Source organism: Pseudoalteromonas sp. MBR-15 (assembly GCF_053628915.1).
Map to the genome: position 1 here is coordinate 285,888 of NZ_JBRJHH010000005.1, position 15,163 is coordinate 301,050.

The 15,163-nt window shown below is 41.1% G+C and carries 17 protein-coding genes; 10 read left to right on the forward strand and 7 right to left on the reverse strand.

The features are described from left to right. Positions 1-105 precede the first annotated feature (105 nt). The 4 genes from ACSSVW_RS09355 (at position 106) to ACSSVW_RS09370 (ending at position 2,996) form a co-directional block, all read left to right on the forward strand. Positions 106-597: an RNA polymerase sigma factor gene (locus tag ACSSVW_RS09355; RefSeq protein ID WP_065978614.1), complete on the forward strand. Its 492-nt coding sequence runs from the start codon at positions 106-108 to the stop codon at positions 595-597. Then, the gene (locus tag ACSSVW_RS09360) at positions 597-1,292 is read left to right on the forward strand and encodes a hypothetical protein (RefSeq protein WP_421418673.1); all 696 of its coding nucleotides are present in this window, start codon (positions 597-599) and stop codon (positions 1,290-1,292) included. The genes ACSSVW_RS09355 and ACSSVW_RS09360 overlap by 1 nt, the downstream gene beginning before the upstream one ends. 11 nt (positions 1,293-1,303) lie before the next feature. After that, a complete protein-coding gene (locus ACSSVW_RS09365; protein WP_180311016.1) occupies positions 1,304-1,780 on the forward strand; it encodes a CC0125/CC1285 family lipoprotein in 477 nt (158 codons plus the stop codon). A gap of 76 nt (positions 1,781-1,856) precedes the next feature. Then, on the forward strand, positions 1,857-2,996 hold the full coding sequence (locus tag ACSSVW_RS09370) for a GGDEF domain-containing protein (protein ID WP_454179208.1): 1,140 nt from the start codon (positions 1,857-1,859) through the stop codon (positions 2,994-2,996). Here ACSSVW_RS09370 and ACSSVW_RS09375 read toward each other — a convergent pair. Continuing rightward, a complete protein-coding gene (locus ACSSVW_RS09375; protein WP_421418676.1) occupies positions 2,993-3,514 on the reverse strand; it encodes a cytochrome b in 522 nt (173 codons plus the stop codon). The genes ACSSVW_RS09370 and ACSSVW_RS09375 overlap by 4 nt on opposite strands. A gap of 84 nt (positions 3,515-3,598) precedes the next feature. Then, on the reverse strand, positions 3,599-4,414 hold the full coding sequence (locus tag ACSSVW_RS09380; protein ID WP_421418677.1) for a LytR/AlgR family response regulator transcription factor: 816 nt from the start codon (positions 4,412-4,414) through the stop codon (positions 3,599-3,601). Positions 4,415-4,632: 218 nt separating this feature from the next. On the opposite strand from ACSSVW_RS09380, the gene ACSSVW_RS09385 reads away from it, so the two are divergent. Beyond that, on the forward strand, positions 4,633-5,052 hold the full coding sequence (locus ACSSVW_RS09385; RefSeq protein ID WP_036966736.1) for a CBS domain-containing protein: 420 nt from the start codon (positions 4,633-4,635) through the stop codon (positions 5,050-5,052). Between the two features lie 248 nt (positions 5,053-5,300). Beyond that, entirely contained in the window at positions 5,301-5,819 is a 519-nt protein-coding gene (gene dps / locus ACSSVW_RS09390) for a DNA starvation/stationary phase protection protein Dps (RefSeq protein WP_036966733.1), read from the forward strand. A 67-nt stretch (positions 5,820-5,886) separates the two neighbouring features. On the opposite strand, the gene corA is transcribed toward dps, so the two are convergent. Then, complete coding sequence (gene corA / locus ACSSVW_RS09395; protein WP_065978620.1) at positions 5,887-6,843, reverse strand: magnesium/cobalt transporter CorA; 957 nt, start codon at positions 6,841-6,843, stop codon at positions 5,887-5,889. A gap of 293 nt (positions 6,844-7,136) precedes the next feature. Next, on the reverse strand, positions 7,137-7,523 hold the full coding sequence (locus tag ACSSVW_RS09400; protein WP_051501730.1) for a hypothetical protein: 387 nt from the start codon (positions 7,521-7,523) through the stop codon (positions 7,137-7,139). Between the two features lie 380 nt (positions 7,524-7,903). Between ACSSVW_RS09400 and ACSSVW_RS09405 the strand changes: the two genes are divergently transcribed. Then, positions 7,904-10,174 carry a TonB-dependent receptor gene (locus tag ACSSVW_RS09405; protein WP_454179209.1) on the forward strand — a complete coding sequence of 757 codons (2,271 nt, stop codon included), beginning with the start codon at positions 7,904-7,906 and terminating at the stop codon, positions 10,172-10,174. A 65-nt stretch (positions 10,175-10,239) separates the two neighbouring features. Here the strand turns inward: ACSSVW_RS09405 and ACSSVW_RS09410 are convergent, their stop codons facing one another. Continuing rightward, a complete protein-coding gene (locus tag ACSSVW_RS09410; RefSeq protein WP_036966724.1) occupies positions 10,240-10,470 on the reverse strand; it encodes a hypothetical protein in 231 nt (76 codons plus the stop codon). A 95-nt stretch (positions 10,471-10,565) separates the two neighbouring features. Beyond that, the gene (locus ACSSVW_RS09415; protein ID WP_454179210.1) at positions 10,566-10,814 is read right to left on the reverse strand and encodes a hypothetical protein; all 249 of its coding nucleotides are present in this window, start codon (positions 10,812-10,814) and stop codon (positions 10,566-10,568) included. Between the two features lie 159 nt (positions 10,815-10,973). Between ACSSVW_RS09415 and ACSSVW_RS09420 the strand changes: the two genes are divergently transcribed. The 3 genes from ACSSVW_RS09420 to ACSSVW_RS09430 all read left to right on the forward strand — a co-directional run bounded on the left by ACSSVW_RS09420 (position 10,974) and on the right by ACSSVW_RS09430 (position 13,458). Further along, positions 10,974-11,420, forward strand: a complete 447-nt coding sequence (locus ACSSVW_RS09420) for a carboxymuconolactone decarboxylase family protein (RefSeq protein ID WP_454179211.1) — start codon at positions 10,974-10,976, stop codon at positions 11,418-11,420. Further along, positions 11,413-12,183 carry an AraC family transcriptional regulator gene (locus tag ACSSVW_RS09425; RefSeq protein ID WP_304634593.1) on the forward strand — a complete coding sequence of 257 codons (771 nt, stop codon included), beginning with the start codon at positions 11,413-11,415 and terminating at the stop codon, positions 12,181-12,183. Before ACSSVW_RS09420 ends, ACSSVW_RS09425 begins: the two co-directional genes overlap by 8 nt. A 126-nt stretch (positions 12,184-12,309) precedes the next feature. Next, positions 12,310-13,458, forward strand: a complete 1,149-nt coding sequence (locus tag ACSSVW_RS09430) for a hypothetical protein (RefSeq protein ID WP_182395267.1) — start codon at positions 12,310-12,312, stop codon at positions 13,456-13,458. Positions 13,459-13,515: 57 nt separating this feature from the next. Here ACSSVW_RS09430 and ACSSVW_RS09435 read toward each other — a convergent pair whose 3' ends face one another. Then, entirely contained in the window at positions 13,516-15,129 is a 1,614-nt protein-coding gene (locus ACSSVW_RS09435) for an RICIN domain-containing protein (protein ID WP_454179212.1), read from the reverse strand. Positions 15,130-15,163: the final 34 nt, after the last annotated feature.

Consider the following 15,163-nt stretch of genomic DNA (forward strand, 5'->3'; position numbering starts at 1 on the left):
AGGGAATAAAAACAGTTTCTACTCGTTATAGTAGTGCGTGTAGGCTGAATCATTCATGAGTCACTTAATTTATAAGGCCGCACGCCCTAACAAATAAGGGAAAACATGACTAATACACTAACCAGTTTATTACCTGCACTTAGGCGTTTTGCATTTTCGCTAACCGGCAACCAAGCTGATGCAGATGACGTTGTGCAAATTACCATCGAAAAGCTGTTGGTAAAAGGAATTCCTGACGATATTGAGCCACTAAAGTGGGCGTTTAAAGTATGCCGTAATGTATGGATTGATGAATATCGCTCGCAAAAAGTAAGGTTAAAAGCGGTTCAAAATACCGATTTACAAGAACCCACATGCGATGATGGGCAGCAACACCTGGCAACCTCGCAAACTCTTAAACGCGTCAACCACGCTTTAACTACCCTGCCCGATGAGCAGCGTGCAATCATCTCGTTAGTTGCAGTGCAAGGCATGGCTTATAAAGACGTTGCACACACGCTAGATATTCCTGTTGGAACCGTTATGAGTAAGTTATCGCGAGCTCGAAGTGCCTTGTATCAATTAATAAAGCCTGATTTCACTAAGGAAAACGCCTAATGATTGACGACCAAACTCTCAGTGCCTTTTTAGACAATGAATTATCAGCGCAAGAAATGGAGCGAGTTCGCAGCGCCATAGCGCAAAATGAAGACCTTGCCATGCGCCTTGCCGAATTAAGCGAAGTTGATTTACTAGTGAAGCAACATGCTGAGCAAATTGATGCAATGCCACTGTCTAAATCGCTAGAAAAAACCCTTGGCAAGCAAACTAACGACACGGTTGTTTCACTGTCGAAGTGGCAAAAAATAAAACAAGCCAGCCGTAAGCAACTCGCTGTCGCAGCAGGTATTGCTGTGCTATTTACTGTGGGCGTTGCCAGTTTAACGCAACAACAGCAATTAAATATTGAACAGCCCATAGCAAATGCATTAGAGCAGCAACTAAGCGGTGACAAAACAAATATAGATAGTGCACGCTCACTTACAGCACAATTAAGTTTTATTAATTCGGCGGGGGACTTTTGTCGACAGTACACCCTTTACCAACAACAAACACAGCAGTCTCATATTGCCTGTAAAGAACACGGTACTTGGCAACTTAAAGTCTCTACTGAGCAAAAGCCCTATGATCAACAAACATATAGCCTCGCGAGTAACACGTCAGCGCTCGACACCTTTATCGATAATACAATTAAGGGGCAGCCGCTCGACCGCACTCTAGAACAGCAAGCACGCGAGAATAAGTGGCAATAGGTAAAATAACCATGAAGTTTTTAATCACACTATTAATAACGCTTATTCTCAGTGGCTGCAGCAGCACAGATCAGCATAATGACATTGATAATCATGTTGGACTGACAATTAAGCCGCTCGCAGAAAACCAATATGTGCTTCGCTATAAAAGTAATAGGCTATCAAAGCAAGGCGTGCTTGATGCTAGTTTGCATCACGCCGCCAAACTAACTCTAAAACAAGGTTACGACTGGTTCGTTGTCACCACGCAAGATACACACATATCGCACAACAATACAGCGCTTAACTCGCACAGACAAACTGCAACTTATACAACACGCTGTGGTTTACTTACCTGTTCAAGGCAAGCTTCACCTTACCCTAGTGAGTCGCCACCCCACATTGCAAAGCGTGAAATTACAACACAGTTAATCATTGTTTTGGGAAAGGGGATCAAACCCAGTATTGATGCAATAGATGCTTATTCACATATTCATCACCCTGAATAATCAGGGATATATCTCTTTCTCGCGGGGAGACTTTCTGTGCTACTCTTTACTAATACAGCGCATTTCAGTGTGACTCATGACTGGTAGCATCGAGAACTATTTTTATCACGGGTTCTATATTTTCTTAATGATCACCGTTATTACCTGCTCGGTTATTGCCACGAAATTAATGACCAGTGGGTTTAACAGTCGATCAATCTCACTATTTAACCTGTATTTCTATTTAGGAATGGCGGGCTTTTCGTGGTTATGGATACAGAATATTTTTGAGCTCACACCTGACTTTCGCTCAGGTGTCGCCATGTACGTGCTCTCTATTATGTTGCTTCAGTTAGCTATTTTTAATTACGACGAAAAGTCTCGCTTCAACCTGCAAGTAATAGCCTTTAGTCTCGTATGCGCCGTGTTTATATTTTTTATGAAAACCATAAACCAATTAGCTATCGCGCAGCTAAGTTATACATTTATAACTCTGCCCGTTCTTATTTATGTCAGTTTCAAACGCGCCATACTAAAAAGTAATATAGGCAATGGGGTACTCGCCGTTGCCCTGTGTATTTTATTGATCATCGCAATAAGCCAATTAGCCATTGTAGTCTCTGGGAACCTAACTGTTGCGGTGCTTTATTCGCTAACGGTTGTTGGGCATGCCACTGTGTTTGTGATGATAGGACTAGGCCTCATAACAACGTTACTTATCGACGAGAAAAAACGTTACTTAGACCTTTCTTTAAAAGATCCCCTCACCAATTTATACAACCGCCGAGGGTTACAGTTTATACTTGAACAACAGCGTTTATTAACCTCAAAACACAACTCAAAACTGTATGCCAGCGTGGTAGATATAGACTACTTTAAACGTATCAATGATAGTTATGGCCATGAAGGGGGAGATCTCGTACTTGAAGTATTCTCTGAACTGTTAAATCACCATTTAGCCAAACAAGACTTATGTTGCCGTTTGGGCGGAGAGGAATTCCTCATTCTGAGTTTTGAGCCCAGTGAAAATGCAGCCCAACAAAAGCTAGAGACGCTTCGGACTATTGTTGAAACCAGCGAAATTGTTTTTCATGAAAATAACATCACACTCACTGCCAGTTTCGGGCTAACCCGTTGGCAACAAGATGACACATTCGATAACCTAATTAACCGAGCAGATAAAGCGCTCTACTCGGCTAAAAATAAGGGCAGAAACCGGGTTGAAATAAACCTTTAAAGCATGGCTTTTAAAGTCATATCTTTATCAATAAAGTGATGCTTAAGTGCCGCTAAGATATGTAACGACAGCGCGGCTGATAATAAATAACCACACAAAATGTGAACTTGCCATCCTGCCTCACTTAACCAAGCAATAGAGGCAACCGCCTCGCCTGCCTCATTGTAGTTACTAGCAATGAGTTGCCACGAAAACAAGCCAATACCAAAGCCGCCAAACCCACTATAAAATGCGCCAGAAACAAGCATGATAGCTAATAAAGTTAACAGCCCCCAATGATAAACATGCAACCATTTGGTAAGGCGATTTTGCACAGCTGATTGAAACGGATTTCGTATTCGATAGATAATTCTGGCTACCCATAGCATCGCAATCATAACCGCTATCGACTTATGCCAGTGGTATAAGCTGTAATCGGTAACCAAGGTCATGTAGTAACCCATTACAATCACAGTCAAAACCAATAGCGCACTCAACCAGTGCAAGAACTTATGCGTAGTTTGCTTGGTGTTTTTCATTTAATTAATCCTTAAACAATGATTTTCATGTGTTCAAGAATAATGATTAACCTTATGATTTATATAGAACTGTGACGAAATCACCTATTTTGTGATGAATGAATCTTCGACACTGAGCAAATCAGATACACGGGCTTTAAACGACTTACTCACTGGCACACTAAAACCTGCAGCCATCGTCAATTTGCGCTTATTGAGCGCCAGATTAAAATCAGCAATCTGGGCAACATTAACAATATAACTACGGTGTACTTGGCAAAATGTGTCAGACGGTAGTTCAGAATATAGGTGTTTAATGGTATCTCGCTTTAAGTAACGATTCTCAACGGTCTGTATCTCTAAGTAATTACCTGCTGACTTTATAAAAACCACTGACGCTAACGGCAGCTTTTTAGAGACTCCTTTATGGTTCACTTCAATATAGTCAGTCTTTTCAAGATGCTCAGAGTGTTCAGGTAGGACCGTCGCAGGTGTTGACTCTGCTTGTACCGTGAAAACATGCCACAGTATTAATACTAGAGTGCTCGCAATGAAGTATTTTGGAAAAAGCTGAGTAACCGAGGCTGCGAGCGCATAACCATAAAAATCAAAATCTATTAAAATCCGTAAGCTAATGATCAATGAAATGCTCATTAATAACATCGTAGGATAAAAGTAAATTCTACTTTTAACGCGCGCTTTTAAATTAAAAAATGCAACAACCCCTATGCTAAGCACACATAAGCTTCCCCACTCTTTTAACCAAAATAATTGTGAATCAAAAAATTGGTAATGACCGCCACCAATATAGTGACGCCAAAAAAAGCAATAGGCATTGAATAACAGAAAAAAAGCAAACCACGCACCTGCTGCGCGCTGCCAAGGCTCAGTGAGATGCCGCCATAATTTATTTATTGCCATAACTTTCTCCTTTTAAGCTCTAAGAAAGTAGCAAATATACAGCCGTGTTAAAAAGTACTTTTAGTTATATTTAAAAAGCAATGAAAGTAACAATGGCAGGCTGTCACTGCTGATCTAAAAAATTTCATCAATCAATAAAACTTTGATCTGAACAAAGTGTATTCAGCCCAATTAAAGCTAAACTTATACCTTATTAATTACTTTGTAGGGAATAAACCATGACACACCTCGTCGCCGACTTAATGACTCCAGACCCATTTGCGATTAGTGCGCACAACACCTTGCATGATGCCCACAATTTAATGAAAGAAAAAAACATCCGCCACATTCCCGTTATTAACGAGCACGGTGGCTTAGTAGGCATGCTCACGCAGAAAATAATGATTGCCCAAGTAATGAACATTATGGCCAACTTTAGCGCCAGCGCACTCGAGCGAAAAGAAAAGCAAACCAAAGTAGCCGATATCATGGCAACCGATTTCACCAGTATTTCTGCAAAGCAGCCACTGCATGAGGTGGCTAAATTCTTTGTCGAGAATCGTCATGGTTGTATGCCCGTTGTCGACGAAGACAATAACCTAGTAGGTATTTTAACCTCGTCTGACTTTGTTCGTTTAGCGGCTGCATTGTTATCTTGATATATAAACGAGTAATTATTTCTTCCACTGCACACTGAATTTTTTACATTCAGTGTGCAGAGTTTTCATAATGAGCTAAACCCGCAAACCTCACGGCACACCTCAAAATAAAAAACAAACAAATAAAAACAACAACTTATAAATATCATTAATTTTGGTACAACGCTTGCTCCTCTTTAAATAACTTCGCTTTCTGGTCATTACAGAAAGCATCATGGAACAACTTTTTAAAGAAACTCGGAGGAGTAATGAGTAACACATCATCGAAAGTCGCAGAATTCACAGCACCCGGTGTTAATAACCAATCAGCCGCTGACACGATTGCTATTTTAGACCAACGTATGGTCGCTTTAATCGATTTACACCTCACTTTAAAACACATTCATTGGAATGTAGTCGGCCCTAACTTTATTGGTGTGCACGAAATGCTTGATCCACAAGTAAGTGCCGTACAAGAAATGACCGACACTATCGCAGAGCGTATTGCAACTATGGGTGGCGTGCCCGTTGGCACACCGCAATCGATTGTCGACCGTCGTAATTGGAAAGATTATTCAATTGGCAAAGGGCTCGTAACCGACCACTTGTCAGCCCTTGATAAAGTGTATAACGGGGTGAATAAAGATCACCGCCAAGCCATTGAAAAGTTAGCCGAGCTTGACCCTGTTTCTGAAGATATGATCACAGGTCAATTAGCAGACTTAGAGCAATTTCAGTGGTTTGTTCGTGCGCACATCGAATCGTCAACGGGCGAACTGAAAAGTTAAACCCTCCCTTCTATCCGAAGACCCCTTGCCCAGCATCTGCTGGGCTTTTTTATTTTTTAAAACAACGTTATAACCAGCCTTTGTGTTTAAAAAATAAATAAGGGGCAAAACCCGACAACAACATCACGCCAATCGCGAACGGGTATCCCCATGCCCAGTTAAGCTCAGGCATAGAGTTAAAGTTCATACCGTAAATACTGGCAACCACGGTGGGAGGTAAAAACACCACTGAGGCGATTGAGAAAGTCTTAATTATTTGGTTTTGCTCAATATTAATAAAGCCCTGAGTCGAATCCATTAAAAAGTTCACCTTATCAAACAAAAAGGTGCAATGAGACATCAAGGTATCGATATCGAGGACAATTTCGCGCAGAGACTCGCGGTCTTCGCTGGGCGCTCCCAAATTACGCAGTAAAAACGAAATGTTTCGTCGCGTATCCATTAAACATAAACGTACCTTACCGTTGTTGTCCTCAAGGCGAGAAATTCGGCTCACTGCTTCCTCAAGATCTGAGTCATCCTCTTCGAGCACATACGCACTGAGTTTTTCGAGTTGATGATGCATATCTTCAAGCATATCTGCATGGTTTTCGACCTTTTGATCGAATAAAGTCACGAGTAATTGTTTAGGGTTATCGCACGCAACTTGCCCTTTGCGAGCACGTAAACGCAATAAACGAAAATCGGCTAATTCATCATCGCGAATCGTTAGTAAGCAGTTATCTTGCAGTAAACATGCGACCGTCACCGTATTAAAACGCCCTTCGTTAGGCGACATAAACAATGCATGCACATGCAAGCCTTCGTGGTCGATAAAACACCGCGATGATGCTTCAATTTCGTCTACATCATCCGCCGCAGGAAGCGTAATATTTAATGTGCTTGCAAGTGCTTGGCGCTCTTCTTCACTTGGATTAATGGTGTCTATCCAATGCGCATTTTTAATAGCGGTTGCTAAAGGTGTATCGGGGGCTGGCTCAGTTTCGGTGATCACACCTTGGTTAATAGAAAAAAATCGTAACATACGCCCTGCCCTAATTAATCAAATTACTGAAATACTATAGTTGTTCGTCATAATGAACAATGCTCAATTTGTTAAGGCTAAAAAAAAGCCCCAACAAAGGGGCTTTAAACTTTATAATGTCAGTATTGCTATGCACCGAGCTGTTGCATTTGTTCTACTTCATTTTTATTTGCACTGACAAAGTCTTCAATATTATCGACGCCGTTCACTGTGTTATTTTATAAAAAGCGAATATCCTGATGGTATATTGAGCCAGTAAAAGCTGGCATTAACAAAACTTGTCAGTATAAAGCTTAATAGCTACTTGATTGCATCGCAGGAAGTAAAATAGCTGCCACGATACCCAGTATAAATAGGCCACCAACAATCAGTACTCCCCAAAATGACCATTGTTTTTGCACTCGCTGAAAATGCTCAACACTGTCCCATCGTTTGTTTTGCCACGCCATCTCTCGGCCTTTAAAGCCCAAGTAAATAGACACAATAAAACCAATATAAGGAACTAAAGCTAATAGGCCTATCCACGTACTGTTGCCAATTGCCCAAATCCAGCTTAAAAAGAACGCTCCCCAACTAAACCCCTTTACGCCTTCTGGTAACTCGCCCACCTTACCTTGTCCTGAGTTATTCTCTGTGGGAATTTCAAGGCTTGCTTCAGGTGGTGTGTAATTATCTGTCATATGATTATCCTTATTTTAAGACAACTTATAGTAAAACTAATAGGCACTTTAATTTATAGTAATGACGATATTTTAAGCAAGCAAAAGTCGACTTAAATTAATAGCGACGTGGTGTGTTTTGTACCATTTATCTGATTCTCTGTGCTTTACTTAGAAGCATTGGCGAATCAATCGTGCCTTGAAAAAAGCTCGTAGAAAATATCCATCAACAGTTTCTTAGCAAGGTTTTTCAGCGTCGCAGTGCTCCCTAGTAAGTGGAGCACTCTAACCGCCCCTACTTAAGCCCACTTAAAAATTAAGTTAATAATGAACGTAATTGTTTGAACCGTATTTAGATACAGAATACAATTGTTATGATGTAACATAACAAAGAGAAAGTAATGAAATTTAAAATCTCCCTTTTATGCTTAGGTATCTCTTCATCTATGCACGCAAATGAAATCGAACACATAGAGATAAAAAGCGACATAAAAGACTATTCCCCCATAAACCAGGTTGCTGTAGGTAAGTCTGTATTGTCTGGTGATCTTTTAGAGCAACAAAAAGCAACAACATTGGGTGATACGCTTTCACAAATACCCAGTGTTAGTGCCAGCTACTTTGGCTCTTCGGCAAGTCGGCCACAAATTCGTGGTCAAGGAGGCCAACGAGTACTGATCACCAGTAATGGCATGCCTATTCGTGATATGTCAGCGGTGAGCGACGATCAACTCATACCTATTGAGCCTTTTTTTGCAGAATCGATCACGGTACTTAAAGGCGCTCGTGCAACAATTCCTTTTGGTGGTGAAGCCATGGCTGGGATTGTTGATATAAATGATGGCCGTATTCCCTTACAACAAGGTATTGAAAAAGAAGACAAGCTTGAAATTCAAACGGGCTACAATGCCCCGTCCTCTGTGCTTGGCACCGCAAGCGGTCAAGAACACGACTTTGCGTATAACGTTAACCTTCTTTATCGCGAGCAGAGTGATTATAAAGTTCCTCATACTAGCAAAGCAGCAGACTGCTCAAATTGGGACTCGCTGGTTTTAAATAGCCAACAGGTAAGCCAATGCCAAGTTTCTTTGGCAAGACCGACATGGGAGCATGATGGCACTCAGTTTGTTGATGTCACCCCTATTGAGCAGCAAATAATTACTCATCAACTCGCTAACTCTAAAAATAAAGTAGTCAATTCAAGTTATTACCAAACAAACTTAACTTTTGGTGGCAGTCAGCGATTTGACGATGAGCAGTTATTTGGTATGTCTGTGAATTACAACTCCGCAAATAGGGCAATACCGGGGTTTGTTCACATAGCCCGTCCAGCAGTGCATTCACACGATGCACAACAGACTGAACAGTCGGGAAATATTCGTATTTACTCATCTCAATATCGTATTGATGCACTTTACCAAAAACATTTTTCAGCTAATCCATACTTAAATGAGTTCAATATAAAAGCGGTGTACTCAAAACAGCTAGACGACGAAAATCTCGACGAGAGCAGCGTGAACACATTCGTTTTAAAAAACTGGCAACTTAGTCCAACGTTAAATTATCAATTTACAGAACAATTCGCTGGTGCATTCGGACTCGTTGTTGATAGAAGTGAAAAACAAGGCAGTGGCAAAAACAATTACCTACCCGACATTAACGCTAAACGCCAAGGTGCATACATACTGCAAGATGCAGCACTTGGGCCTGTTTCGTTGCAAATTGGAGCACGTTACGAAAAAGTCAATTACACGCCAACTATTAACGACCACTATCAGCCCGGACGAGGTCAAGGAGCAGCCATAAAAGATAATGAGTTTGAGCTGTTTAATCATTCATTGTCTGCAAATTGGGATATTTCTTCGTTTTGGTATGTCGATGCAAGTACGACCCATGCCGAGCGCGCCCCCGGTATCAATGAACTGTATGCAAGTAACCCACATTACGCACTGTTAATTGAAGAGCAAGGTAATTCAAGCCTCGAAAAAGAAGTAAATAAAGCGCACGAAATTGGCACAGGTTTTCACTTCGACAACCTAAGCCTGACTGCGAGTTGGTACGAAAATAACTACGATAATTATATTTACCTAGGCAGCACAGGAGTATACAGAGGAGGTGTGTATGTTAAAGAATGGCGTCAAGCAGATACCTTAAATAAAGGCTTCGAAGTTGAGCTCAACTATACACTCAACACGCAAAATTTAGGCGATTTCACCTTTACTGCGTATGCTGACGAAACAAAAAACACACCGGTATATCAATTTGACGGAAGCTATGACCCTTTTACACCAGAGGCTTTTTTTAACCCTGATGAAGCCCAAGAGGCTGAGTATTTTCGCCGTCGACTCGAAGGGGATAGCATTCCTCGCACGCCTGCCGACAGCTATGGCGCAGCAATTCATTGGCAATTTGAAAATATAAAAACCACAATTGATTACCAACACAGCAAAGCGCAAGAGCAGCTTGCAAAGTTTGAACACGCATCACCAAGCTACTACAGTATGGGCATGAACATGCGTTACGCAAATTCACTTTTGGGATTTGATAATGAGCTGTTTATAACTATAGACAACCTAACAAACCAAGAAATACGCCCACATCAAAGCTATTTACGATATTTAGCCCCGCAGCCAGGTCGCAGTATTGCCCTCGGTATACGCACCGCACTATAACAAAAAAGGGCCACGTATTTACACGTGGCCCTTATTAATTCGATTCAGAAAAATCTATTCAGCGATTATAGTCTCACTGTATTTGTGCTATTTCGTTGAATATCACGAATGCCATCTCGGCCTTCTTTTTCCATTGCTGCAATTTGTTCTGGAGTACGACAAACACGTTTAGGTATATTGCTACCCGTTGGCTTTTCCATTTTACAAATTAAACCATCATTACTTGCTTGTTCATCACTTGAACTCGCACAACCGGTCATTAACACGGCTAAAAGAGCAACACTTAAAAACTTCATATACTTCCCTTTTTTTAATTAATTTAGCGCTCGATAAGAACATATTATTATACTACAGGCATAAAAGCACAACATTATAGGTACAAAACCCGTTTTTAATGCGGTTTTTTCACGCCATATCGCACCATATCTTTACCGTTCTCGTATACGTCTTGACTAACATACCGACCCAGTAATAGTTGATGATTATCATCAAGAACAGCGACAAATGGGCGACCATCACTGTTATTTGTAGCCAAGGCGACCCCTGCTACATTTTCAAGGCCTAAGCCACCATTTTCGACAAGACGTAAAAATGTCTCTAATTCATCTAATGTTTCGATTACATCATTATCATTAATCATCTTAAACACTCAGTGATTGCTAATAAAGCTAGCATAACAGGATTAAAAATCGGGTGCGAATGACTGTAGATAAATAACATTCAAACATGTCGTTTTTTTGCAATATTTAAATCTATGCGTTTTCTAAACTGGCCCTAAATTGTTATTTAAGGAACCGTTATGAAACGTGCTAATTATCTTTCTTCATACCCCGTGCTTATAAAGCACCTTATTAACCAAGAATCATTAATTAAAAATGCTGCCGAAGCGACTTTCGGCATAACAATATGGGAGCTGATAAAACTGAGGGTATCGCAGCTTAATCAATGTGCTTTTTGTATTGCAATGCATACTAAACAAGCACGCGAGTATGGCGAATTACCTAATCGCATTATTGGTTTAAGTGCTTGGCAAGACATGCCGCTTTATACTGAGCATGAGCGCCTTGCGTTAAAACTGTGCGAAAAATTGACACAAGCACAACCAATTGATGATACTTTCTATCAAACACTGACTGACGCATTTTCAGCGCAAGGGCTTGTTGCATTAACGGTTGCCATTAATGCTATTAATAGCTGGAATCGTATAGTGAAAACATTTAAACCTGATGTAGAGTTTAATGAATAATCATTTAACACTTGAGCTAATGACGCCACAAGGTGACATAGCCGAAATTATTCAAGCTATCTGGTGTGCTTCGGCGCATTCAGAGGGTGAACAATGGCTCGCGTGCGATGGGGCAACTGGGGTTATTTTTCCTGTGGCTGGTGAGCTTTTTCTTGATGATCAGCCAGTCGCCCCACCCTATGCTTTTCAGCAAACATCGACACATGCATCAAAATTGAGTTTTTCAAAAGAGGCACGATTTTGCGGCATACGTTTTAATCCCACGGTACTGCCGCAGCTGCACGCCACAACACATTCGTTAGTTAACGTTGAGTCACTCAATACAATAGCAACAGGCCTTAAAAAAGACCCAAGCCTTAGTGCTTTTGTGGCTCTTTTAAGCGAGTACTTAACCCTACCCAAAGTGATTAATCGCGGAACTGAGCACTCTAAGCACTTAATTCGTAACCTAATTAATTTAACCCCACTCGAAACCGCCTATCAGCGAGCACCACTCAGTCAAAGACAACTTGAACGACAAGTTAAAAACCAGTGCGGAGTAACACCTAAGTATTTTGAACGCATTTATCGCGTAAAAATGGCCAAACAAGCCATAAAAGATCACCCTTTTATGAGTTTTGCCGATATAGCGCAAGCGTGTGGCTTTACCGATCAGCCGCATTTTATTAAAGAGTTCAAAGCGATTATGCACATTACACCTGCCAAGTACCGAAAGCTGCTTTCAGACTCACAGAGTAAACAAACAAAACTGATCCTAAGATAGTGACACACACGCTTTTTTGTCTGAATGTAGGCAATAGCGGCACTGAACGATTTTATTTGCGCTGGGCTTTTATCCATAGGATAGTTAACTTAGTCTGAAAACTTGCTGTAACTTAACAGGATAACTATGAAAAACGTTTTACTTGCTACCAGCCTTATTGCCTCATCATTTACTGCGTTTGCAGCAGAGCTAACTGTTGAAGAGCTTCGTATCGAAAAAGCGACAAAAGCCATGCCAACAGTGTTAGCTGCTTTTTCAAAAGAGGTCGCGCAATTTGAAAAAGACTGGCAGGCGGTGTCGAGCTACCAGCAAGCAAGTGATCTTATCGATGATTATTCAAAACAACTTTGGCGCAATGCAAAAGCACGTATCAGCAAAACAAATAGCTTTGATGACCGCGAACTATATTGGGCACGCCTCCTTTCAAGCAAAGTGATGCGTACCAGCAAACCACAGTTTGCCATCACAGACAGCGAACAAACCGCATTATTAATCATGCTTGAAAATGGCAGCCGTGGTCGCACCGATCTTGATTACAGCAAAAAAACCGACAAAAAGATCTTAATTACCGGCTTTGATCCCTTTTTACTTGATAAAAACATTAACCAAAGTAACCCATCGGGTGTGGCAGCGCTTTTGTTAGATGGTCAAGTGATTAGCTATCAAGGTATTAGTGCCGAAATAAACACGGTCATGGTGCCGGTACGCTATGAAGACTTTGATCAAGGTATTATTGAATCATTACTTGCACCGTATTATGCGCTGAATAATGTTGATATGATTGCTACGATCAGCATGGGCAGTAAAGATTTTGATCTTGAACGCTTTCCGGGTAAACGCCGTAGCGTCACTGCGCCAGACAATGCGAATATAGTGTATGGCGGTACTGCAACTGCACCAAAAATATCACACCTTCACGACCGCCCATTGCCGGGTAATGAATTTGTGACTTTCAGCCTACCTGTAGAGCATATGCAAAAAGCGAAAGGCCCATTCACAATCAACGACAATCATAAAGTGGTCACTCTTGAAAAAGCATTTGAACCACAATCACTGAAAGAGCTTGAAGGTGCAATTGCGGTTAAAGGTGGCGGTGGTGGCTACCTATCAAACGAAATTTCGTACCGGAGTATTCGCCTACGCGATGAGCTTAATTCAGACATTCCAACGGGTCATATTCATACGCCACGTATCGCACAATTTGAGCCCGAAACAGAAGCCAAAATCGTTGCACAAATAAAAGCCATGCTTGAACAGAGCTTAGTCGCACTGTAATAAACTTGCTCAGCGCCTGTGAAAAACATTCGCTGAGCAATAAAACGGGCTCTTAATCTATTGAGGGCCCGTTCCTCCATCTACTTGGCTGCCCAAAGTATTTGCACTGTCTAATCGATATGGGTAAAGCTGCACATCACTAAAGACCGTTGCACCACTATCACGATATTGATCTGTTGCTGAACGTCCTGTGTAAATGTTTCCTGAGGCACTAAAATATCCAGAGCCTTGATTCCAATGAGGCTTTGCTGAGTTTTCAAAATAATTGTTCTCAACAAGTACTTCGGCGCCATCACTCGCACTAATTGCAAAATAAGTAATGTTTTTCCAGTAATTATTAAACATATGAACGCGTGAATTATAGCCATCTATTTTAGGGTTTCGCCCTGCTGCTGTATCCCAAAAATTGTGATGAGCAGTCACCTGAGAGTTTCTGAATAAATGAGTGTACCAATGCTGATTAGCGCAAACTTGGGTGTTATAACCATAGAAGCGATTCCAACTCAGGGTAATATTCTGACTATTATCAATATCGATATAGCCATCACTTATTTTGTTAAAGGCCATATGATCAATCCAAACATGGCTACTATCATCAATTGAAATACCATCGCCCGCTTCTACAAGTGCAGGATTAATGTTTTCGAGCATGACGTTTTTAATAATAATATTTCGTTGCTTGCTTATAACGAGGCTGGCACCCACTATTTTTGAGTTTTTACCTAAACCTTGTAACGTTTTATTAGACTGAACAATAATACGGCGTTCATTACGCGTCACGTTTACCGGTGAACTTGAAGAGCTGCCCAATTCACTACAGCTTTGATTCCCAACAGGCACTCGGTACCATGTTTTACCGTAATCGTTCCATTGACCACAATCTAAGGGACATGCCTGTACCGTTCTGTTACTGGTCTGGCAGTTAATCGTCGTGTTATCAGGTATGTGGATCACCGCAGGAGATGGCGAGCTTAACGCCGTATTTAACGCGTTACAGCTTGTTACCGTAATAGGTGTTGCATTACCGCCACCCGTCGTTGTTGATAAGCCATCTTGGCCTGGTTGTGCAGCAAATCCCACTAAATTACTTGGCGTTGGTTGGCTGCCGCCGCCACTGCTGCTGCCACATGTCGCATCAACAGGGTTTATGAACCATCTTTGAGAACTGACACCTGCGTCATCATTTTGATAAACATTAGCCGCATTGTTTGACCCTGCCACAGTCAATGACTTATTAGTTAGCTTATTCGTAATATTAAATCCGCCTGATGACGATGCTTTAAGTTGCCAGCGTTGATTTGCGCCCTGCCAATCATCATAAACAATAACGTTTGCTCCATTAGACTGAGACGAATCAAGCACATCTAACACTTTATTATTGTACTTAGAGCGGATAATCCAATAGCCATCACTCTCTTTAATAAATTGAAACTTTTGATTATTGCCCCCCCAATAGTCATACGTTATGACATTAGGTGCAGCTCCCGAATCAGTCGTATTAATATCTAACGCTAAGCCAGAGCCTCGGTTAATAACAGAATACAATTGACCTGATTCAGGCATAGCATTGCAATCTTCAGCCTGCACTGAATAACAGGATAGCGCTCCTAACAAAGCAAACCCCCACTGCAGTAGTGAAGTTTTTTTAGATTTTTGTGTCACTTTATACATAAAACAAATCCCTTCTCTAATAGTATTATTAAAT